Origin of the sequence: Maribellus comscasis, assembly GCF_009762775.1 — a bacterium.
GTDB lineage: Bacteria > Bacteroidota > Bacteroidia > Bacteroidales > Prolixibacteraceae > Draconibacterium > Draconibacterium comscasis.
Window position 1 is genome coordinate 817464 of record NZ_CP046401.1, and the last position, 20712, is coordinate 838175.

25 protein-coding genes and 1 tRNA gene are annotated in these 20712 nt (G+C 36.5%); 17 read left to right on the forward strand and 9 right to left on the reverse strand.

Annotated features, from left to right (window positions below; genetic code table 11):
* Positions 1-15: 15 nt before the first annotated feature.
* A complete protein-coding gene (locus tag GM418_RS03300) occupies positions 16-918 on the reverse strand; it encodes an NmrA family NAD(P)-binding protein (protein ID WP_158863124.1) in 903 nt (300 codons plus the stop codon).
* 377 nt (positions 919-1295) lie between these two features.
* Positions 1296-1967: an Ig-like domain-containing protein gene (locus GM418_RS03305; protein WP_158863126.1), complete on the reverse strand. Its 672-nt coding sequence runs from the start codon at positions 1965-1967 to the stop codon at positions 1296-1298.
* A gap of 330 nt (positions 1968-2297) precedes the next feature.
* On the opposite strand from GM418_RS03305, the gene GM418_RS03310 reads away from it, so the two are divergent.
* Positions 2298-2483, forward strand: coding sequence for a hypothetical protein (locus GM418_RS03310; protein WP_158863127.1), 186 nt, complete (start codon positions 2298-2300; stop codon positions 2481-2483).
* Positions 2484-2538: 55 nt separating this feature from the next.
* On the forward strand, positions 2539-3366 hold the full coding sequence (locus GM418_RS03315; protein WP_158863129.1) for an amidohydrolase family protein: 828 nt from the start codon (positions 2539-2541) through the stop codon (positions 3364-3366).
* Positions 3367-3372: 6 nt separating this feature from the next.
* Here the strand turns inward: GM418_RS03315 and GM418_RS03320 are convergent, their stop codons facing one another.
* The 3 genes from GM418_RS03320 to GM418_RS03330 all read right to left on the reverse strand — a co-directional run bounded on the left by GM418_RS03320 (position 3373) and on the right by GM418_RS03330 (position 6927).
* Positions 3373-4602 carry an outer membrane protein assembly factor BamB family protein gene (locus GM418_RS03320; RefSeq protein WP_158863131.1) on the reverse strand — a complete coding sequence of 410 codons (1230 nt, stop codon included), beginning with the start codon at positions 4600-4602 and terminating at the stop codon, positions 3373-3375.
* Positions 4603-5352: 750 nt separating this feature from the next.
* A complete protein-coding gene (locus tag GM418_RS31605; protein ID WP_246222861.1) occupies positions 5353-5451 on the reverse strand; it encodes a helix-turn-helix domain-containing protein in 99 nt (32 codons plus the stop codon).
* A gap of 579 nt (positions 5452-6030) precedes the next feature.
* Positions 6031-6927, reverse strand: coding sequence for a helix-turn-helix domain-containing protein (locus GM418_RS03330; protein ID WP_158863133.1), 897 nt, complete (start codon positions 6925-6927; stop codon positions 6031-6033).
* Between the two features lie 189 nt (positions 6928-7116).
* Here GM418_RS03330 and GM418_RS03335 point away from each other — a divergent pair, with 189 nt between their 5' ends.
* The 11 genes from GM418_RS03335 (at position 7117) to GM418_RS03385 (ending at position 14849) form a co-directional block, all read left to right on the forward strand.
* Positions 7117-7797, forward strand: a complete 681-nt coding sequence (locus tag GM418_RS03335; protein ID WP_158863135.1) for a cyclophilin-like fold protein — start codon at positions 7117-7119, stop codon at positions 7795-7797.
* A gap of 108 nt (positions 7798-7905) precedes the next feature.
* Entirely contained in the window at positions 7906-8397 is a 492-nt protein-coding gene (locus tag GM418_RS03340) for a cupin domain-containing protein (protein WP_158863137.1), read from the forward strand.
* 22 nt (positions 8398-8419) lie between these two features.
* Positions 8420-9286, forward strand: coding sequence for an aldo/keto reductase (locus tag GM418_RS03345; RefSeq protein WP_158863139.1), 867 nt, complete (start codon positions 8420-8422; stop codon positions 9284-9286).
* Positions 9287-9394: 108 nt separating this feature from the next.
* The gene (locus GM418_RS03350; protein WP_158863141.1) at positions 9395-10120 is read left to right on the forward strand and encodes a carboxymuconolactone decarboxylase family protein; all 726 of its coding nucleotides are present in this window, start codon (positions 9395-9397) and stop codon (positions 10118-10120) included.
* A 19-nt stretch (positions 10121-10139) separates the two neighbouring features.
* Positions 10140-10367, forward strand: coding sequence for a tautomerase family protein (locus GM418_RS03355; protein ID WP_158863143.1), 228 nt, complete (start codon positions 10140-10142; stop codon positions 10365-10367).
* 12 nt (positions 10368-10379) lie between these two features.
* A complete protein-coding gene (locus GM418_RS03360; protein ID WP_158863145.1) occupies positions 10380-10757 on the forward strand; it encodes a DUF2255 family protein in 378 nt (125 codons plus the stop codon).
* Between the two features lie 13 nt (positions 10758-10770).
* Entirely contained in the window at positions 10771-11724 is a 954-nt protein-coding gene (locus GM418_RS03365; protein ID WP_158863147.1) for a DMT family transporter, read from the forward strand.
* 156 nt (positions 11725-11880) lie between these two features.
* A complete protein-coding gene (locus GM418_RS03370) occupies positions 11881-12456 on the forward strand; it encodes a Crp/Fnr family transcriptional regulator (protein ID WP_158863149.1) in 576 nt (191 codons plus the stop codon).
* A 228-nt stretch (positions 12457-12684) separates the two neighbouring features.
* Positions 12685-13365, forward strand: coding sequence for a hypothetical protein (locus GM418_RS03375; RefSeq protein WP_158863151.1), 681 nt, complete (start codon positions 12685-12687; stop codon positions 13363-13365).
* 42 nt (positions 13366-13407) lie between these two features.
* Entirely contained in the window at positions 13408-14556 is a 1149-nt protein-coding gene (locus tag GM418_RS03380) for an MFS transporter (protein ID WP_158863153.1), read from the forward strand.
* Between the two features lie 77 nt (positions 14557-14633).
* Entirely contained in the window at positions 14634-14849 is a 216-nt protein-coding gene (locus tag GM418_RS03385) for a hypothetical protein (protein ID WP_158863155.1), read from the forward strand.
* Between the two features lie 164 nt (positions 14850-15013).
* Here GM418_RS03385 and GM418_RS03390 read toward each other — a convergent pair whose 3' ends face one another.
* Together GM418_RS03390 and GM418_RS03395 are read right to left on the reverse strand one after the other, a co-directional pair.
* Positions 15014-15412 carry a pyridoxamine 5'-phosphate oxidase family protein gene (locus tag GM418_RS03390; protein WP_158863157.1) on the reverse strand — a complete coding sequence of 133 codons (399 nt, stop codon included), beginning with the start codon at positions 15410-15412 and terminating at the stop codon, positions 15014-15016.
* Positions 15413-15607: 195 nt separating this feature from the next.
* Positions 15608-16192: a helix-turn-helix transcriptional regulator gene (locus GM418_RS03395; protein ID WP_217447696.1), complete on the reverse strand. Its 585-nt coding sequence runs from the start codon at positions 16190-16192 to the stop codon at positions 15608-15610.
* Positions 16193-16431: 239 nt separating this feature from the next.
* On the opposite strand from GM418_RS03395, the gene GM418_RS03400 reads away from it, so the two are divergent.
* From GM418_RS03400 to GM418_RS03415, 4 genes are all read left to right on the forward strand, one after another.
* Positions 16432-17055 carry a superoxide dismutase gene (locus GM418_RS03400; protein ID WP_158863161.1) on the forward strand — a complete coding sequence of 208 codons (624 nt, stop codon included), beginning with the start codon at positions 16432-16434 and terminating at the stop codon, positions 17053-17055.
* A gap of 189 nt (positions 17056-17244) precedes the next feature.
* Positions 17245-17823 carry an NADPH-dependent FMN reductase gene (locus tag GM418_RS03405; RefSeq protein ID WP_158863163.1) on the forward strand — a complete coding sequence of 193 codons (579 nt, stop codon included), beginning with the start codon at positions 17245-17247 and terminating at the stop codon, positions 17821-17823.
* A 374-nt stretch (positions 17824-18197) separates the two neighbouring features.
* Positions 18198-18596: a cupin domain-containing protein gene (locus tag GM418_RS03410; protein ID WP_158863165.1), complete on the forward strand. Its 399-nt coding sequence runs from the start codon at positions 18198-18200 to the stop codon at positions 18594-18596.
* A gap of 51 nt (positions 18597-18647) precedes the next feature.
* Positions 18648-19706 carry an alpha/beta hydrolase gene (locus GM418_RS03415; protein WP_158863167.1) on the forward strand — a complete coding sequence of 353 codons (1059 nt, stop codon included), beginning with the start codon at positions 18648-18650 and terminating at the stop codon, positions 19704-19706.
* Between the two features lie 403 nt (positions 19707-20109).
* On the opposite strand, the gene GM418_RS03420 is transcribed toward GM418_RS03415, so the two are convergent.
* A tRNA-Leu gene (locus tag GM418_RS03420) sits at positions 20110-20195 on the reverse strand.
* Positions 20196-20330: 135 nt separating this feature from the next.
* Entirely contained in the window at positions 20331-20660 is a 330-nt protein-coding gene (locus tag GM418_RS03425) for a hypothetical protein (protein ID WP_158863169.1), read from the reverse strand.
* Positions 20661-20712 lie beyond the last annotated feature (52 nt).

Genomic DNA, 20712 nt, shown 5'->3' on the forward strand with positions numbered 1-20712 from the left:
CTCCTTTCTTTTGTTTTATTCCTGGTTAAATACAACTGCAAATTCTTTGGCAAAATCAGCCAATTTTACTTTCCCAAAAGCCGGCTTATTTTTATAATAATCCTGATATAATGTACCGGTGCGTCTGGCCGCATTCATCTTTACAAACCCCTGAGCCGTTTTGGGATTCATTCCTGTTGCTTTTAATCCGCTTAGCATTTGTTCATCAGATATTACAAACCACTTTAAATCAGGTTTCCCAATTGCTTCACCCAAGGTTCCTGCTATCTCATTTGGCGAAACTTCATCGCTGGCGATGTTACGAATTTTTCTGCCTTCAAAAGGAAGTTCAATTTCCTCAGCAATAACTGCAGCAATATCCAAAGGCGAAACCCAAGGCTCTTTTTCATCTCCGCCATAGTTTTGTATAATTGCCCCTTGTGTTTTTATACTTTGTATGTATTGATACATATTGTAGTAAAAACCTACTGGCCGCATAAATTTGATAGCGACATTGTCTGGTAGTTCTTTCAAGATATTTTCTACGTTATAATGAAACTTGAGAATGCCAGTGCCTTTATTAGTGTGAGCACCAATACTGCTAAGATGAACCACTTGTTTAACACCTGATTGGTCAATTGCCTGTTTGTAATTGAGCCCCATTTGAGTGTTTGCTTCAATGAAGTCTAGATTTTTATCAAAAAAACTGCCATAGGCAAGTGCTTCCATCACATAAACTACATCGGCACCGTTGAAAGCTGTTGTCAGAAACCCAACGTCTTCCATGGTGCCAATAGCCGCTTGTGCGCCTAATGTTTCGATGGCTTTTATTCTTTCGGCTTTACGACTTATAACTGTAACCGAGTGTCCTTTTTGTACCAATTCCTGTGTGAGTGGTTTGCTAATGTGGCCCAATGAACCTGTTACTACTATTTTCATGTTTTAATCTTTTGTTTCAACAAAGTTCTGCAGAAACAAAAAAACAGATGTAGCCAAATCTATGATCGTTTTAGCCAAAACAATGTTTATCTGCACAAGACTCGTTTTGCCTTTGGCTAACTCCGAGTTATTTTATGTCCAGACAAACGAGCATCTTCCATCAACTAAATATTCAGTGTTGTCAGCAACCACATGGATAAATAAAATAGTTCTATTATGCGGGCTTTTGAAAAACAGAAAAACCAGCAAATCCGTTAAAAAAATATATTTCAATGGGAACTTCAACTCTACTCAAAAAAGTACCATGAAAAGACAAAGAAAAAAGCAGAAATCTTAAAGATCACAGCCTTACTCTTTTATTTCCGGTACGATAATAACTAGGGAATATTATTTTCCTCATAAGTAACAACCAGACCTAGTTTTCGGTCGTAGGCTAAACCTGCAACCACATTTTCATTTATTTGAAAATATGACACATTCTCCGAATTTGAATAAGGGATATACCTTTCCGTGAGAAATGTAGTTGCTTCCAACATTACATCACTTTTTAACAAAACCGTGACACTTTCCAGACTTTCAGAATCAAACCGATACATTACGTAAACCACATTTGTATTACTGTCATCATAAATCAATGCATCCTTTTCTTCGATTAATACTTCACGGACTTCGTTACTTTTTATGTAAGACATACTTTGACCAAGTTCGTAGACAGGTTCGTTATATAAATTACTTATTGGCTCAATTACTATTTTACAGGAATCAACAAACTTATTGTCATTTGTTGAAACCACGACGCTTGTTTCTCCAACCCTCACGCCACTCACATTTCCTTCTCCATCTACGGTTGCAACATTTTCGTTTTCAGAGTTCCACAAAAAAACCGGCAGAACATCAACATCAGATGGAGAATAGGAAACACTCAATTCTTCGCTTTCGTTGTAATGCATTACAATCTCATTTTTATCCAGCTGAATTGAACTTAATTCTTTTTCGCAGGAATACAATCCTACAATAAATACGAGAAGAATAACTGAACCCCTTTTCATTAAAAAAAATTTAATCGTTTATGAAATACTTTCTTAACCCCTGAATCGCGCTAGTTACCACATGATTATCCCGCATTTAAATATCTGACATAGAACCATATGATATAGCTTTTGACAAAAACAACAACAAGCGGTGTCCGTATAAGTTCTTTATTTGAATTTATTTTTTTTATTATTTGTACACACGTAACTGTTAGTAATCAATAAATTAATGGAAACAAGAATCAGACAACCCTGAGAAATAATACGGCCTTTAAACAATTTAAGTTATATTCAACTCTGCTTTTTTAACCTAAATCGACTTAGCGATTTGTCGCTATTTTAATAAATTTGAGTAATGTTAGTATACAAAACCAATACAATCAAATAAAAGCAACAAAACCTGGCGATGCCGACTTAAAACTTGCTATTTCTGCAACACAAATAAACGCAATAGCGCTAAACCAGGGCAAACCAATACACATGAAAGAAAATCAAGAAGTACTAAAAAAAACTTTCCCCGGAATTTTGGAATGAATTGAAAAAAACGGAATACCTGATCCGGAATACATACACCTTTAAACTTTTTCATATGATTATCGATACACATCACCATTTTTGGAACTACAACCCTGTTGATTTTGACTGGATAGATGACGAGATGGCTCTCATCAGAAAAAACTTTTTACCCAACGATTTAAAAAAAACGATTTCGAAGACAGATGTATCGGGAGTCATCTCGGTTCAGGCAAGACAATCTTTGGAAGAAACCGACTGGCTTCTGCAAATGGCATCGGAAAATGATTTTATAAAAGGTATAGTTGGTTGGCTTCCCCTGGCATCAGAAAATATTCAACCCGTTCTTGAAAAATATTCTTCCAACAATTTGCTAAAAGGAGTACGTCATGTTGTTCAGGGAGAACCTGATCCTGAATTTATTTTGGGAAAAAAATTTAATAAGGGAGTCAGTTTGCTTAAAAACGTTGGCTTAATATATGACATTTTGATTTTTGAGCATCAACTACCCAATACAATTCGTTTTGCAGATCGACACCCGAACCAGATTTTTGTGCTTGACCACATCGCTAAACCCAAAATAAAAAATAACGAAATTGAACACTGGAAAAAATACGTAAAAGAATTGAGCAAACGCGAAAATGTTTTTTGCAAAATAAGTGGAATGGTAACCGAGGCCAATTTTACAGAGTGGACAGTAAAACAACTCCAGCCCTATTTCGACATTGTTTTGGATACTTTTGGTCCGAAACGATTAATGTTTGGCTCCGACTGGCCGGTTTGTCTCGTAGCTACCGACTACAAAACATGGGTTGAGATTGTGAAATCCCAGCTTGCACCATTAAGTAAATACGAGCAAAATTTAATTCTTTATGAAAATGCCACTCGTATTTATAATTTGTAAAAAAACTCAATCATTTTTTCCGATGCAAAAAAGATGTTCATATCCCCGGATATAGATCTTTCCGTTGCTTATTGCCGGAGATGCATTCATTTTCTCACCGATTTCATTTTTGGCTAAAACAGTAAACTCCGGGCCTGGTTTGATAACGGTAGTCACGCCTTCGTCGTTGGGCATATAAACCAAGTCGTTGGCCAAAACAGCGGAAGAATATTGTTTTCCCATATCTTCAATCCAAACAATGTCTCCGTTCGTCACATTCAAACAATGTACCCGCCCATTCGTCATTGTTGTATACAAATAATCATCGGTACAAACCGGAGAAGGAACATAATAAGCTCCTTTTGTTGTTCGCCAAACCACATGAGTTTCCGACACATCTCCCTTCCCGTCGGGTTTAATCGCCAGTAAATGTCGCTGAGGCCAGGCGCTGCTTACCAAAAGCAAATCATGCTTTTTATTGTAAACAGGACTCGAGCAGAAATCCTCGGAAGGGCCATCCACAAACCAAATCTTAGTCCCGGTGTTGGGATCATAGGACGCTATTTCCCGGTTGCCGCAAAAAATCATTTGAGTTATCCCGTTCATTTCTCTAATGATTGGGGTACTAAAACTGTGCGCCGGGTTTTCGTGCGGTACTTTCCATATAATTTTGCCGTTTGTTTTATTCATGGCGGCCATAAACGAGTCGCCTAAACTATTTCCGTTAATAATTACTTTATCTTCAAACAAAACAGGCGAACAGCTATACCCGTGCGGACTCGAAAAAGTGCCCGGGTTTTGTCTCCAGATTTCTTTTCCTGAAAAATCATAAGCTGCTACTATAACATTTTCGCCGTCAAAAAACGATACATAAACCATCTTTCCATCGGTTGCCGGTGTTCCCGATGCATAGCTGTTGTCACTGTGTTTATCCTCCAGTTTTGCCTTTAGCAGCGATGTTTGCCAAATCAAATCTCCGTTATTGCAGTTATAGCAAAGCAGAATTCTTTCCTGTGTTTCTGTATCGGCAGTAAATAAAAAAAGCTTGTCTTCCCAAACGATAGGAGATGAGTGTCCAAAACCCGGCACTTTGGTTTTCCAAATTATGTTTGTATTAGCATCCCACAGAACAGGTAAATTTGTTTCCAAACTTGTTCCGTCACCATTTTCCCCACGCCAATTGGGCCAGTTTTGTGCAGTTGCAAAACAGCTCGTCCAGAGATAAAGAATACTACCAAAAAGAAATCCTTTTTTCATAGTTTATTGGTTTTACTGATTATAGTTGGCTAAAAATGAGAAAAAAAAGTGAATTATGAATCTCTTAGTCAAGACAATTATTTAATAATACTCTTACTTTTAACTATCATTTCCACTATTCAAATATTTTTCGATCAAAAATTCTCAAACAACTTGAAAGAACCTGTAAATTATTCCACATTCTTATTCAAGCTTTATAAATTTGAACTGAAATAAACCCTTATTCTTTTTTTCACAAAACCTGTCAATAAAGACTTTGTTGAATGACTCTTTATCTTCTCGATAAAACCAAACTCTCATTATTCATAATCAGTTTAAATTTTTGTTCCTTTATTTAGCTAAAAATTAAAATCAAAAAGTAAACCGGTAAAACTTAATCTTATGAATAAAATTATAATTCTGATAGTCATAGCCATAACAATAACCACCAGTGGATATACACAGGGCTTTGGTTACAAAGAACAAATAAACAACAACTGTTTTTTTTGATAACGTAGTATGGCGTCATCGGCATAATTAACAAACTCTACCGCCGGATGGATCAACTCAAGCCATTTTGCCATAGCATATCGAAAAAACAGGTTAGCCTGCAACGGGCTGATTACACCTCCCTGTGGTGTTTCACGATTCTGTTTTCAGACCAGTAGTTCCCCGATATTTTCCGTCCAGGGGTAGTGATCTTTTTTATCTGTTTCCAAAATTGGCTATAATAACTTGGTACATGTTGCTTTTAAAAAATGCCTAAAATCACTAATTCATCATTCGGTATTCATTGGGCGAATACCCTGTTTCTTTCTTAAACATCCGGCTAAAATGCCCTGGATATTGAAATCCGAGTTCGTATGCGATCTGGCTGACAGATAGGCGGAATCGAAAATTTTTTCTTTAGCTTTGTCAATCAGTTTCAGATGCAGGTGTTCCTGAGCTGATTTCCCGGTCTCTTTCTTCATCAAATCTCCAAAGTAATTCGCCGATAAATTTAATTGTTCTGCAAAATAGCCAACCGATGGAAAACCAATTGTTTGAGGTTTATCTGAATCAAAATAGTCATTCAATAAGGTTTCAAATTCACCTAAAATCCCTTTATTCAGATCTTCACGGGTGATAAATTGTCGGTCGTAAAAACGCAAACAATAATTGAAGAGTGTTTCAATATTATTTGAGATAACCTTATTTTGATTTTACTATCCTGAAATATAGATCGTTTTTCATTTCAAATGAATTGAAATCTATTGGATGTCTTTAATTGTTTATGTTCAGCAAGGTAGTGCAGGTATACCTTCTAAAGAACTTACAATGTGTTTTGATCTTTAATCGCAAGTTATATAAAGAAGCTGAATTTCAACAAATTACACAAGATCACTTTGTTATATTTGTGAAATGAATATCGACTGAACAGACAATCAAGTTTTGTTAATCAATTCTTATTCAATTCAACATTCGGTATTCGTTAGGCGACATTCCCACTTGTTTCTTAAACATTCGGGTAAAATGTTGCGGGTGCTTAAATCCTAATTCGTAAGCAATTTCGCTAATTGCTTTCCGCGTATCAAATATCTTTTCTTTGGCAACATCAATCATTTTTAGTTGAATGTGTTCTTGTGCCGATTTACCTGTTTCCTTTTTTAACAAATCGCCTAGATAATTAGGAGAGATAAACAACTTATCGGCACAATAACGAACAGATGGAAGTCCACTTTCCAACGGCTCATCTGATGAAAAATAGTCTTTCAGAATCGTTTCAAAACGAGCTAAAATATCTTTGTTTACATGGTTCCTTGTAACAAACTGACGTTCGTAGAAACGTTTACTGTATTTTAAAAATAGCTCCAGATACGACACAATCAACTCTTTACTATGCGTATCGATGGCGTGTTGCAATTCATATTTAATATTATCAATACACTGGTTTATCAGCAATCTTTCCCTGGCCGATAGGTGCAGGGCTTCATTTACCTCGTATGAAAAGAAGGAATAGTTGTCAATGGTTTTTCCCAATGATGTTCCGTGAATTAAATCAGGATGAAAAATGATAGCAGTACCCGATGCCTGTCGTTTTTCTCCATTGTCTTCAATACCGTAAACCTGACCCGGCGAAATAAAAATTAAAGTTCCTTCTTCATAATCGTAGTTATTAATCCCATATGTTATGTTGCCGCACTTAATATCTTTTAGGAAAATGGCATACACATTCATTTGCGCCCTGAAATAGTAAAAAGGTTCTACTTTGCTGAAGTCAATAACACTGATTAACGGATGTAGCGTCTCCTGCCCCACTAAATTGTTGTATTCCGTTACCGATTTTATCCTGCTAAATTCATTCATGATTCTTCAATTTTCATTTCCCAACAACAAATGTAAGCAACTCGTTTTAAATATCTTACTCTAAAAATACAAATCCGTAATAATGGTAAGTAATACCGTAATCGTGGTATTTTTTGCCCCCAATTTCTATGGAACTTTGTATCGAAATAATATGTTTCTATTTCTATTAGGCATTAAAAACGAAAAACTATGAGATACATATCATTTAAAACATTACTACTCGCTATGAGTTTTCTAACAATTCGAATTTCGGCACAGGAAACAAAAATAAAGTTGACAATTAACAATCAAACAGAGCTCACAGCCGCTTTAGTGGATAATTCATCTGTAACAGCATTGATAGAGTTACTGAAAAAAGATCCGCTGACAATAGAAATGCGCGACTATGGAAATATGGAAAAAGTTGGTGCAATTGGAACCACTTTACCCAGAAATGATGAACAAATAACGACTGAACCCGGTGACATCATATTATATCAAGGTAATGCATTGGTTATTTATTATGCGCCCAATTCCTGGAATTTTACCCGACTGGGTAAAATCGACAACGTTACCCGGGATGAACTTAAAGCGATATTGGGTGATGGCAATATCACCGTTACATTAGCTTTGGCAGATACTACCACAAGTACAGGAAATATGAAAACGGGCGAAAATCGTTATGAAGTAGTTCCAAATCCGGTTACAGATTTTTTAAGGGTAAAAGGCCAGTTTTCAAACTTGTCTTTGACAAACTTACAAGGTAATGAATTACTCAGAACAGCTCAGAATAACCTAAGTGTAAACAACCTCAATTCTGGTTTGTACTTGTTAAAAATAGAATCTGATTATGGCAGAACTGTAACGAAGAAGATTTTAATTAAAAAGTAAATTATTATGAAACGAACATGAATTTTCATTCTTCAAATTTAAAACAAGAAGAATTAAAATTCATCGAGAGTTCCATCGAATACAAACGAAATAAACAATTTTAATGAGATGAAACAATTAACAACAAAAGCATTTATTGGAGTTCTGACACTTCTTTTTTGGGGTGGGTTGAACCGTGAGATTAAAGCACAAGAAATCGAACCTGTTTTTGATAAGGGGCGTCCCGCACCGGAACAATTCTTTACCGGGAATGCATATGTAACCGGACTAATCAGTAACGATTCTGTTTTTACAACAGCAGGCGGCGAAGTATTTTTTGAAGCCGGCGCCCGCAGTAACTGGCACTCGCATCCTGCCGGTCAGATTCTAATAGTAACAGCCGGCATTGGTTACCATCAAATTAAAGGACAACCCATCGAAGTTATTCACAAAGGTGACGTAGTAAAATGTCCACCGGATGTAGATCATTGGCATGGAGCATCAAAAGATGCAAGCATGAGTCATATTTATATTGTGCCAAATACTGAAAAAGGCATTGTGGAGTGGAAAGAGCCGGTTACAGGTAAAGAGTATAATAAAGTAGTTACAGAAAAAAAGTAAAAAAAGAAAAGGAGATTTAATTATGATTCTAGAAGAAAAATTTACGCTTTCAAATGGCGTTGAAATCCCAAAATTAGGATTAGGAACATGGTTTATAAGTGATAACGATGCTGCACAGGCAGTAAAAGACGCTGTTAATCTTGGCTATCGCCATATTGATACTGCACAAGCCTACATGAATGAACGCGGTGTTGGAGAAGGCATCAGAACTTGTGGTGTAAAAAGAGAAGAACTCTTTGTAACCACAAAATTGGCTGCGGAAGTAAAATCGTATAATGAAGCTGTTGCATCCATAAATAATTCGCTTAAAACTCTGGGATTGGACTACATTGATTTGATGATTATTCACAGCCCAAAGCCCTGGATGGAATTCCATAGTGATGATTCCTATTTTGAGGGAAATAGTGAGGCCTGGAAAGCACTTGAGGAAGCTTACAAAGCTGGAAAAATTCGTTCTATTGGTGTTTCAAACTTCCAAAAAGAAGACATTAAAAATATCCTGGAATCTTGCTCGGTAAAACCGATGGTAAATCAGATTTTAGCTCACATTAGCAATACCCCCAAAGAGCTGATTCAATATTGCAAGGATAACAATATTCTTGTAGAAGCCTATTCACCAATCGGACATGGAGAATTAATGAAAAATCAGGAAGTAAAAACATTGGCTGATAAATATGGTGTTTCTGTACCTCAATTAGGAATTCGCTATTGTCTTCAGCTTGACATGCTTCCTTTGCCAAAAACGGCAAATCCGGCACATATGAAAAACAACGCTGAAGTGGATTTTGTAATTTCAGACGATGACATGCACGCTTTATTAAATATGGAACAAATTGAGGATTACGGTGAGGCAAGCATATTTCCTGTGTATGGAGGAAAAATGAAATAAAGTAGGAAATGGTCGCGAACAAGGAAGAAAAGCTTTCACTTTTAAATGGGAATAATATCTCTAAATTTGGTTCCGAAACCTACTTATAAGTAATTAAATTATCAGATTATGAGAAAGTTAATGATTGGAATAATTTCAACCATAAGTTTATATTTATCTGTAAATGTAAAAAGTAATGCCATGGGAAAAAACGGGTTGAATCAAAAAGAAAAAAGTTTGGTGAGTATATCAAGTTATACGGCGCAGGGAAATATTGAAGCATTAAAAACGGCTCTAAACGAAGGACTGGATGCCGGATTAACACTTAATGAAATTAATGAAGAGCTTGTACAATTATATGCCTATTGTGGTTTTCCCAAAAGCCTGAACGGAATTACAGCCTTTATGGAAGTTGCCAAAGAACGTAAAGAGAAAGGTATTACAGATGAACAAGGCAAAAAAATTACAATGAATGACAATGTTGAAGATAAATACGAGCAGGGCCGAAAAGTACTGGTGGAGCTGACAAAAATGCCACAAAAGAAACCAGCTCCCGGCTTCGGTGAGTTTTCCCCTCGTATCGATGCCTTTTTAAAAGAACATTTATTTGCCGATATTTTTGCGAGTGATGTACTTAGCTTTCACCAAAGAGAGTTGATTACAATCGCATCCTTGGCTTCAACGCCAGGTGCAGAATCTCAGTTGGGCGCACATATTTTCATGGGAATGAATGTGGGTGTGACAGAAAATCAACTGGATGATTTATTCTCCATTATTGAACAAACAGTTGGAAAAACTGAAGCCGAGAATGGCAGAAAAATAGTGAATGGAATTAAGGCCCGAAGAGGCAACTAAACGATATTAAATAAACAATATGCCACATATTCAAATCAAGTTAATAGAGGGTAAAACCGAAGAACAAAAACAAAAGCTGGCAAAAGAATTAGTAAAAGCTGCGCAAAATGTAATCGGATATGGTGACGAATCTTTCTCTGTTACCATTGAAGATTTTACTTTCGAAGAGTGGAAAAACGATGTTTACCCCAAAAATATTATAGGGAGAAAAGATGTGCTCTACAAGGAGCCGGGTTACAAAATGTAAAAAAATAGAAGTATGACAGTAAACGCTAATGGATTAACAATAGAAGAAATTGAGCAGATAGCGCAAAAGGATGATTTTCATATCGCCCCGTTCCGGGAGGATGGGAAAACTTATGGAACGCCAACATGGATTTGGATCGTAATGGTTGACAATCAACTTTATGTAAGAGCATACAATGGAACAAAGTCCAGATGGTACCAGTCAGCTATAAAACAAAAGGCAGGAAAAATTGAAGCCGCCGGCATGGTAAAAAAGGTTCGGTTTGAACCCGAAACCGGAAGTATTAACAAAAAAATTGACGATGCCTATCGTGAAAAATACAGTAATAGTCCATATTTGCTATCTATGATAAGTGAAAGGGCAAAAGCTGCAACCATCAGAGTATATTAAGAAGAGAATTGAAATGGATAAGAAGCATCGACAGGGATTGTTTGCCGTATTTTTTGCCAATACTTTTTTTGGATTAAATATTCCGGTTACAAAAGCGTTAATGGCAGATTGGATGACACCGATGGGATATACAGCCACCCGGATGATTTTTGGAAGCATTGTTTTTTGGGCGCTTGGAACTTTTTTAAAAAGTGAAAAAGTTGAAAAAAAAGATCTGATAATCATGCTACTGGGTGGCCTTATTGGCTACCTGGGAACGCAATTCTTATTTTCGCAATCGCTTGAGTATACTTCTCCGGTAATTTTTGCTTTGCTAATGGCCTTAACACCGGTAATTGTATTAATTCTTTCTGCTATTTTCCTGCAGGAGGTCATCCCCTTTCGGAAAGTTATTGGTATATGCATGAGCATTTCGGGTGCAGCCTTAATTATTCTTTTGGGAGCAAACAAAGAAGCGAACGGTTCATACAATTTACTGGGTATCTTTTTCGCTCTCTTTTGTGTTGTGGCCTATTCCATTTACTTGGTAATAACCCGTAAAGTCTCGATAAAATACCAACCTGTTACCATTGCAAAATGGATGTTTCTCATATCCGCGGTTGTAGCAATGCCCTTAGGTATTTCCGAATTCCAAAGTCAAAAAATATATACTGTTGAAACAACAGGACTGGCTATTTCTTTACTTGTTTTTGCTTTGTTATTTTCATCTGTTCTCGCATTTTTTTTAATGCCTTATGCCTTAAAAAGACTAGAGGCAAGCACGGTAAGTATTTTCATGAACTGGCAACCCATTGTAGCTTCCATTCTTGCTATTATTGTTGGACAGGATAATCTCACGTGGGATAAACCCATTGCCGCTATTTTGGTGCTAACAGGAGTTTATCTGGTGACAAAACCAAAAACAACAGATTATGCAGAAAAAAAGAAAATACAACTTCTTCCTTTCAGAGTAATAAAACGAAGCTGAGTTGAAACGAGCCTGTCATTTGCATCAAATCATTTATATCTGTAAAAAAACCATTTCTTATAATTCTCAATTTTGAAAACGCTATTACCGAAACAAAAATACAGCAATTAGAAAGGGATTTTAATATTGTTTCAAGTTGTATTATTTTTGGTATAAATGAAAGAAAAGAAAAGTGATTTTTTAGAGAAGGTTAATAATATCTCACCGTTGTCAAACGACGCGTCAGAAGAATTGATACAACATATTCAGACAAATTCATATAAAAAAGGAGAATTAATTCATACAAATGGAAGGGTTTGCAGGCATTTATTTTTTGTTGAGTCGGGATTAGCAAAACACTTTTACTATCACAATGGAAATCACTATGTACTTCGCTTTTTTGAAGAAAATAATTTCTTTATTGCAACTGATAGCTTTTTTAATGATTTGCCTGCCGAATATTCCACCCTTGCCCTTGAAGAAACAACCATAAGCCATTTGGCGTACGACGATTTCGAGCTTCTTTGTCAGAAATACCATTCATTTGAGAGTTTTGCCCGGAAGTTTGTATCAACAGTTGCATATACGGCTATTTCAAACCTGAAAGGATTGCTCTACCTGGACGCAACAGAACGCTATGCCAAATTTCTAAAGGAATATGGTCATTTGCAGCAGCGTATAAGCCTTGGAGATACAGCAGGCTTTTTGGGAATCTCCCAGGTATCCCTAAGCCGGATTAGGGCAAAAAAATGATTTTTTAACATTTGTAAAAAGAATTCCGATTCCGAAGCAATACATTTGCCTTACAGTCTTCCCACAATACGATATCGATTGACATAAAAGTGCATTGGTACGGTTTATTTATGATAAAGCTAAAAAAATATTGAGCTTTAAAGGGAAGCTTATGCGCTGATTTATTTGTATTTGAGAAGACTGTATGATTCATTTTAGCAATAACAAAACAGTTAAAAAGAAATAAAAATGAGAAGAAATAGTGTTGGAATAGTGCTGCTGATTGTTGTAATTTTTACCTCAAATGGGATTTATGCTCAACCTGAAAAAATGAATGTTCCTGAATCTACACCAATTCCCTTGGAAATCTTTCTAAGTGGCGATGGTTGGACTTCACAATTAATTATTGACAAAAAATTTGCTCCTGACAGTAAGTTTGGTTTTTTCGGATTATCTTATTTAAAAGCCGATTACAACAACGCTGAATTTTTAAGAGAATCCATCAATCTGGCCTTTCTTAAATACGATTTATTTAAAAGTGTGAGCCTTCTTTCCGGAGCAGCATTTAATTCACATTGGGGATTCAGACCGTATGCCGGAGTACAATATGCCTACCATAGCAGAACTTTTATGGGCGTTCTTAATTCAGGATTTCATCTCACCGAAACCAAAAATTTTGAATCATTGGCAATAGCAGAATACCGGCCGGCCATTAAAGGTGCCTGGTCTTTATATACACATGTACAAGGCCTTTACAGTCAAAATTCCATAATAGGAGAACACGATCGTAGCTTTTTATATAGTCGTTTAGGGCTTAGTTATAAAACATTCTCATTTGGAGGTGCATTGAACTATGATTGGTACGGATATGGGCCGATGAAAATAGAAAACCATCAATTTGGAATTTTTATCAGTACACTATTAAGATAGATTTAGTTGCAGACAGATTCTGTCTTAAGTAAAGAATCAAAAATGAAAAACACCAAACTATTAGAATTTACCCTGCTTTTAGCAAGCATGTTAACCATTTTGGCCAATGCCATAATTGCACCAACATTACCGCAAATAAGCAATGCTTTTAAAGATGTAAAAAACGTTGAAATAGTAACTAAAATGATGTTAACACTTCCGGCGCTTACCATAGCAATTGTTGCCCCTGTAACAGGTCGGCTGCTTGACAGGGTTGGAAGAATCAGGGTTTTGGTAGTTTCTCTTTTGATTTACCTGATAGCCGGGACATCAGGTTACTGGCTGGAAAATCTTTTTACCCTGTTAATTGGGAGAATTGTTTTTGGGCTTGGAGTTGCCGGAATTATGACCGTTTCAACAACATTAATCGGAGACTATTTTAGCGGCGCCAAACGAGAACACTTTATGGGACTACAGGGTGCATTTGTAGCTTTAGGGGGACTGCTGTTTATTACCACTGCAGGTATCTTAACAGATATCAACTGGCGGTTGGCATTTTTAATCTATGCATTTTCAGGTATTGTTCTTTTATTGGCGCCATTTGCTTTGCATGAACCCAAAATGGCCGTGGAGGAAATTACATCCAAAGCATCAAATACCCAATCCATTCCAACCCTTGTTTGGCTGGCATTTTTTAGTGCTTTCTTAACCACTGTCAGCTTCTATGTGATTCCAGTTCAATTGCCTTATTTTCTCCAGAAACTGGGCAATTTTAGTGGCAATAAGGTTGGCCTGGCAGTTGGCAGCCTGCCCTTGGCCCAGGCTGTAGCTTCATTCTATTATAAAAATATAAAAAAGAAGCTCAATTTCATAAGTATTTACAGCTTAGGATTTGTTCCTATGGCAATAGGCTTTTCAATAATAGGTTTTAGCCATACTTACTGGCAGGTAATTACAGGAGTTTTAATCAGTGGACTTGGTTTAGGACTTTTGATACCCAACGGCAATTTATGGGTAATTACTTTGGTTCCAGTACAAGTAAGAGGAAAGTATATAGGCTTTTTAACTACTGCCACATTTTTGGGTATGTTTATTTCTCCATTAATCATACAGCCTGTTCAGCAATGGGTTGGTATTAATACAAGCTTTATTGTTTTAGGAATTGGATTGGCTGTTTTATCCGTTATTTATTTCACTATCCGAAAAAAATAACCGGAGCTTAATTCGTGAGGAAACTTTCAAATATATTAACTGATATAAATCTCTTTGTAATTTAAATAAATACAATAATGAAAAAATTTCTAAAACAAGGACTTATTGGCGGCGTAATGGGATTAGTAATGAGTTTTGCAATCGTTTATATTTTTATTCCAATGCCTCAAACATTAATTGAAAATGCTATGGGAAATGGAGTAAGTGGAGCCATCAGTGGATTTATGGGAGGATTTATGGGAATACTTGGCTTTTGGGTGAGAGAAAAAAAGAAAACAAAGAATGCGAACTAATGGTAAATAACTTTATAAACCATACATAGCCTGGGCAATCATATTTATCAAAATATAATTGCAACTGACTTACAAATGCCTGCAATAGTAAGTCAGTTACGATTATAAATATTTATTTAGAAATATATTATTTGCAATAAAGTGCTCATGAATAATAATTTAGGTTAGCCAATTTTTTTACCTGCCATTGGCCCGGGCTTCAGACTGTGTATCTCTTCTACACGTATAAGGATTACTGCTTTAGGCTTTGGCATTCCTGCTTTAAGCGACATTTCAGCTGATTTTTCGTAAACATCACCACTTGTTAAAACCTCAGGAGTTCCGATAAACCGGTATCCATCAAGTATTTCACGGTTAACTACAGCTGTAGCTACTTTTGATCCGTCTAAAATATTCTGATATGTTTTACCTCCTACTCCTTCAGTAAAAATTAAAGTTTCATCGTTAAAAACACGGGTTGAACGTTTTGGAGCATTATTGGGGATCCCATCTTTGCTAACCGTAGCATGAAAACACTGCCGGGTTGCAATCATCTCTTTCATTTCAGGTGTAAGAATTGACATAATTGATATTCCTCCTAATTAATATTTTATATTAAGCTTTAAAAATTCCACTAAACTAGCGCTATTATTATTTTTATTTTTTTACAAATGATAAAAAATTCCTGAGATTAAATTCTATTCCTGTTACAGACATTAACAGTACTTGATTTTATCTTGTTGCGATGAATGGCTTAAATCCAGGGAAAAAATAGTTGGCTAATTTGACTTTTCAATTTTATAAACGCAACGGTTTCCGTTCTCTACAATATACTCAACCCGCTCCATAGCGTATTCCGTTCCAATTAACTTTTTAAAGTTATGTAACTCTGAACGGCAAAACCCCTGACATTCAGTCGCTGCCGCACAAATCGGACAATGATTTTCAATCAGAAAGTATGCATTGCCTTCCTTTTTCCACCCTGCCATATATCCTTCCTCTGAACGTATTTTACTCAATACATCCAGTTTTTGCTCAAGCGTTTCTGAACCTTCCAATTCTTTTTCATACCGACTGTACACACTTTTTTCTCTGTCACTGATAAGAAGATCCAATGCATTATCTCCCAATAGTTTTTTCACCGATCTTAGCAACTGTACAGTTACATCTGCGTGTGTATCAGGAAATCTGGACAAACCTTTGTCTGTAAGCGAGTAATATGTTGAAGGACGGCCGACGCCTTCACTTTTAACAGTTGCTTTAACAAGATTTGCATCGGAGAGGTTAACTAAATGTTTTCTGGCTCCTTCTTTGGTAATGCCAAGTTCTTCTGAAATAAGAAGCGCTGTTGCATTACCCTTCATCTTGAGCAACATTAAAATACGATCTGATGAATTCTTTTTCACTTTGACAACAATTAGTTGTTTTATTAATTTAATACAAAAATAGCAAAATAGTTCACAAAACACAATATAACAAACACATAAGACAATTATCGATTAATCATAGACAAAATCAATTTATGTTTTAACAACTATATAGTTGTTTTATTATTTAATGTTGTAATTTTGTTACGAGTTAATAACGATAAAAAATATATATCATGAGCAAATTCAATTTACCGGCTCTTCCATATGCAACAGATGCCTTGGAGCCACATTTCGACAAAGAAACAATGACAATTCACCACCAACGTCACCATCAGGCGTATGTAACCAACCTGAATAATGCCGTTGAAGGCAGTGAAGCAGAAAACAAAAGTCTGGAAGAAATAATCAGGGAAGTAAGTAAATACAGTAAGGCTGTGCGTAATAACGGTGGCGGACACTACAACCACACGTTATTTTGGGAAATTTTGTCGCCAACCCCTCAGGGAAGTCCTACAGGAAAACTGGCTGAACAAATTACTGCTACTTTTGGTGATATTGACACCTTGAAAGCAGAAATTAAAAAAGCAGGTTTAGGCCAATTTGGTTCGGGCTGGGCCTGGCTTTACGTAAAAGCTGACGGTACAGTGGCAGTCACTGCAACACCAAACCAGGACAACCCGCTTATGGATCTGGAATCGGGAGACAAAGGATTTCCAATTTTAGGTGTTGATGTGTGGGAACACGCTTACTACCTAAAATATCAAAACAAAAGAGCCGATTACCTTGATGCATTTTGGTCGGTTCTCGACTGGGCTTCAGTAGAGAAAAAATACGAAGAGGCACTGGCAAAAATCTAAAAACCGATTTGTTGTTGGTTAATTAATAAAAGAAAAACCAATAACATAATAGTACAAAGATTAGATGCAAAAATTCGGCCCTGTTGCAGAATCTCGCAGGGCCTGATTTTTTTCCGCTTTCCCCTAAACAAAAAACAACAGTAACAAACCAGATACTAAATTTCAGCCAAATCCATAACAAGAAAAAAGATGAAAGCCATAATATTTAACGGAGCCATGGAAAGACGGCCACAATCTACACCTGTATTACTTTCCAAATACATCGCTGGTAAATTGCAGGAAATGGGCCTTGAAAACCACATTTTTAATCTATCCGATGCCGGGCTTCCAATATTTGACACAACAATCATAAAAACTCCACATACGGTAGAGCTAATGAATCAAATGTTTTTGGAAGCTGATATACATTTCTGGCTGGCTCCGTTGTATCATGGAAGTATTCCAGGCGCAATGAAAAACGGACTCGACTGGCTTGAAGTTAGTGCAAAAATGCCGCAACCGTATCTTACTGATAAAACTGTAGGCATGGTTTGTTGGGCAGATGGTATTCAGGCAATGCAGGGTATCAATACAATGGATGCAGTAGCAAAGGCACTAAGGGCATGGCCTTTACCTTTTAGTGTTCCGTTGGTTAGGGGTTCTCTTTTTGAAGCTGATAATCCTACTGAAATTACAACCCCCAACAAAGAAAAGCTGGACCTTCTTATAAAACTGGCTACCAGTAAAAAAATTGAAGCAAGAGAAATACACACTCCAATTGCCGGATAAACTTCCGCATTACCTTTGACCTTACCAATATTGCTACCCAACCATTATACTTCACCTAAATCTAACTTCCAACAAACAGAAAAATAAAAGATTAAACAACATCAACAACCTTGATGGAATTTCTTCTGTGAATAAAAACCTCGAATTATATTAACGAGTAAGAGCATTCTTTCTGGTTTAAAATCTTCAAATTTTTGCTCTATATAACATTCCGTAATTAGGGTAATTCTATCCGTTATTTTGGTCATTTTATTGAATAACTAATAGAGATATTTGTACTGTAAAAATCTCAGATATATTCGAAAACATTGAATGCATTGGCTTGCATTAAAGAAACTATACAAAATATAATTAAATAATAGGAGAATTTTAAAATGAGTGAATTTAAACAACCATTTCCGTTAGGACAAAAAAACGATGCTTATGCACAATACTTCACAGGTCAGAGTTACCTGGCCGTATTAACATTGGAAGGAGTCCCTTCATTTAATGTAACATTCGAACCGGGATGCCGCAACAACTGGCATGTACACCAGGGAGGCGGACAAATTCTTTTTTGCACAGCCGGTACAGGCTGGTACCGGGAAGAAGGCAAACCAGCCCAACTTTTAAAACCGGGAGATACAGTAAACATTCCAGCCGGAGTAAATCACTGGCACGGCGCAACCAAAGAAAGTTGGTTTGCACATATTGCGTTGTCAGTTCCGGTTGAAGGATCTATTACACAGTGGAATGACCCGGTTACCGACGAAGAATACAACAAGCTGGGCTAAACAAACAGAAAAAGAACAATTTAGAAAACAGAAACAATTAAGTAATTAGTCATGAAAAAACTATTAGCAATGGCACTGCTGTCAGTCGTTGTACTGACACAGGCGTACTCAGAAAACAAACAATCAAGTAAAGAAAAAGAGATGAAACTGACAGAAGAACATTACACTTTTGAATTAAGTGATAAAGTGACCCGAGAAAAAGTAACTTTTAAGAACCGTTACGGGATCACACTTACAGGTGACTTGTATTTACCCAAAAACAGAGCAGAAGAACCACTCCCTGCATTAGCAATTAGTGGTCCTTACGGGGCTGTTAAGGAACAAGCATCAGGATTATATGCAAACCAGTTCGCTCAGCGTGGTTTTGCCGTAGTTGCCTTCGATCCTTCTTTTACAGGCGAAAGTGGTGGCGAGCCAAGAAACGTGGCTTCACCAGATATTAATACGGAAGACTTCAGTGCAGCAATCGATTTTCTGGGAATTCAATCATTTGTTGACCGTGAAAAAGTTGGTATCATGGGTATTTGTGGTTTTGGTGGTATGGGATTAAATGCTGCGGCTGTTGACAAACGTGTAAAAGCGATAGCAGTTGCCAGTATGTACGACATGTCTCGTGTTACAGCACGTGGTTATTTCGATAGCATGACTACGGAACAACGTTCACAAATGCTGGAACAATTAGGCATACAACGCTGGAAAGACGCAGAGAAGGAAGAACCTGCTTATGGAGTTGCCGGATTACCGGAACCTGATCAGTTAACCGGTAACGAACCTGAATTTGTACAAGGTTACGTTAACTACTACAAAACAGAAAGAGGTTTTCACCCACGTTCGATCAATTCAAACGGTTCGTGGACTGCAACCAATGCATTATCATTTATGAATATGCCTTTGCTTACATACATTAGCGAGATTTCACCCCGCCCGGTATTGATTATCGCCGGAGAAAATGCGCACTCGCGTTATTTTAGCGAAGATGCTTATAAAGCTGCAAATGAGCCAAAGGAACTGATGATTATTCCTGGCGCCGTCCATACCGATTTGTATGACAAAACGGATATCATTCCGTTCGACAAACTAGAATCGTTCTTTAAAGAAAACCTGAAGTAAGGATTTAATGGTTAATGGGTTTATAAAAAAACAAAACGCCTCATTTTATGGGGCGTTTGTATTTCATATACTTTAACATCGATCTAAAATAAGCATAACTAATGTTCATAACATTTTAAATAAAGTTGATTGAGCCTTACACTAATTATCAAATCCCCTTTCCCGCTTAACGAACTGATAATAATAGAATAACGCACAATTCAAAAGTAAATCATATTGCCGTTCGAAATACAAAACATTCTGTAATCACAAACATTGAGATCGTTTAGCCTTTGAAGAACACTCAGCCAAATATCTTATCAGGGAAACTTCGCAGAAGCGATCAATTGTACTTATAAATATTGAACTCTTTTAAAATAAAAATGCAACACTTTAATTATAAAAGCATTGCATTTAATAATCGTGCCCAGAACAAGACTCGAACTTGCACGGGAAAATTCTCCCACAAGGCCCTCAACCTTGCGTGTCTACCAATTCCACCACCTGGGCTAATTTTGTTTCATTTTAAACTCTTAATGCTGTTTGCCAACGCTTTGGCGCATCAATTTTTTGTTCTCAAAAACGTGAGTGCAAAACTATAAAATTTCTTTAAACTGAAGATATTTTTATAATAATTTGTTCGGGCTACCTTTCGTATTCTTCTTCATATCGGGTTTCCACAATTATTCCATCCTTTACTGTAAAATAGTAGCGCTCGGTTTTATTTACTTTCGGCGTAACAATTTCATCGAGAGTAAGTTTTCCCTGACTGATTTCTGTACTTTCCAGCTCTTTTAACTTTTCAAAAACGTAAACAGTACCATTTTCCTGTTCCAACACTGTTTTGGGCTCGCCAAAGGTCTCTTTTAGCAAAGCTACAGGCTTACCTTTAAATTCCCGCTGTAATTGTTTTTTTGTACCACATGAAAAAAAGGCAAAAAACAACAAACCAAATAATATAACACGAAACTTCATCCAAGTAAATTTTGCCGAAAAATAATCAGAATATTTAATAAAGCTCACGATT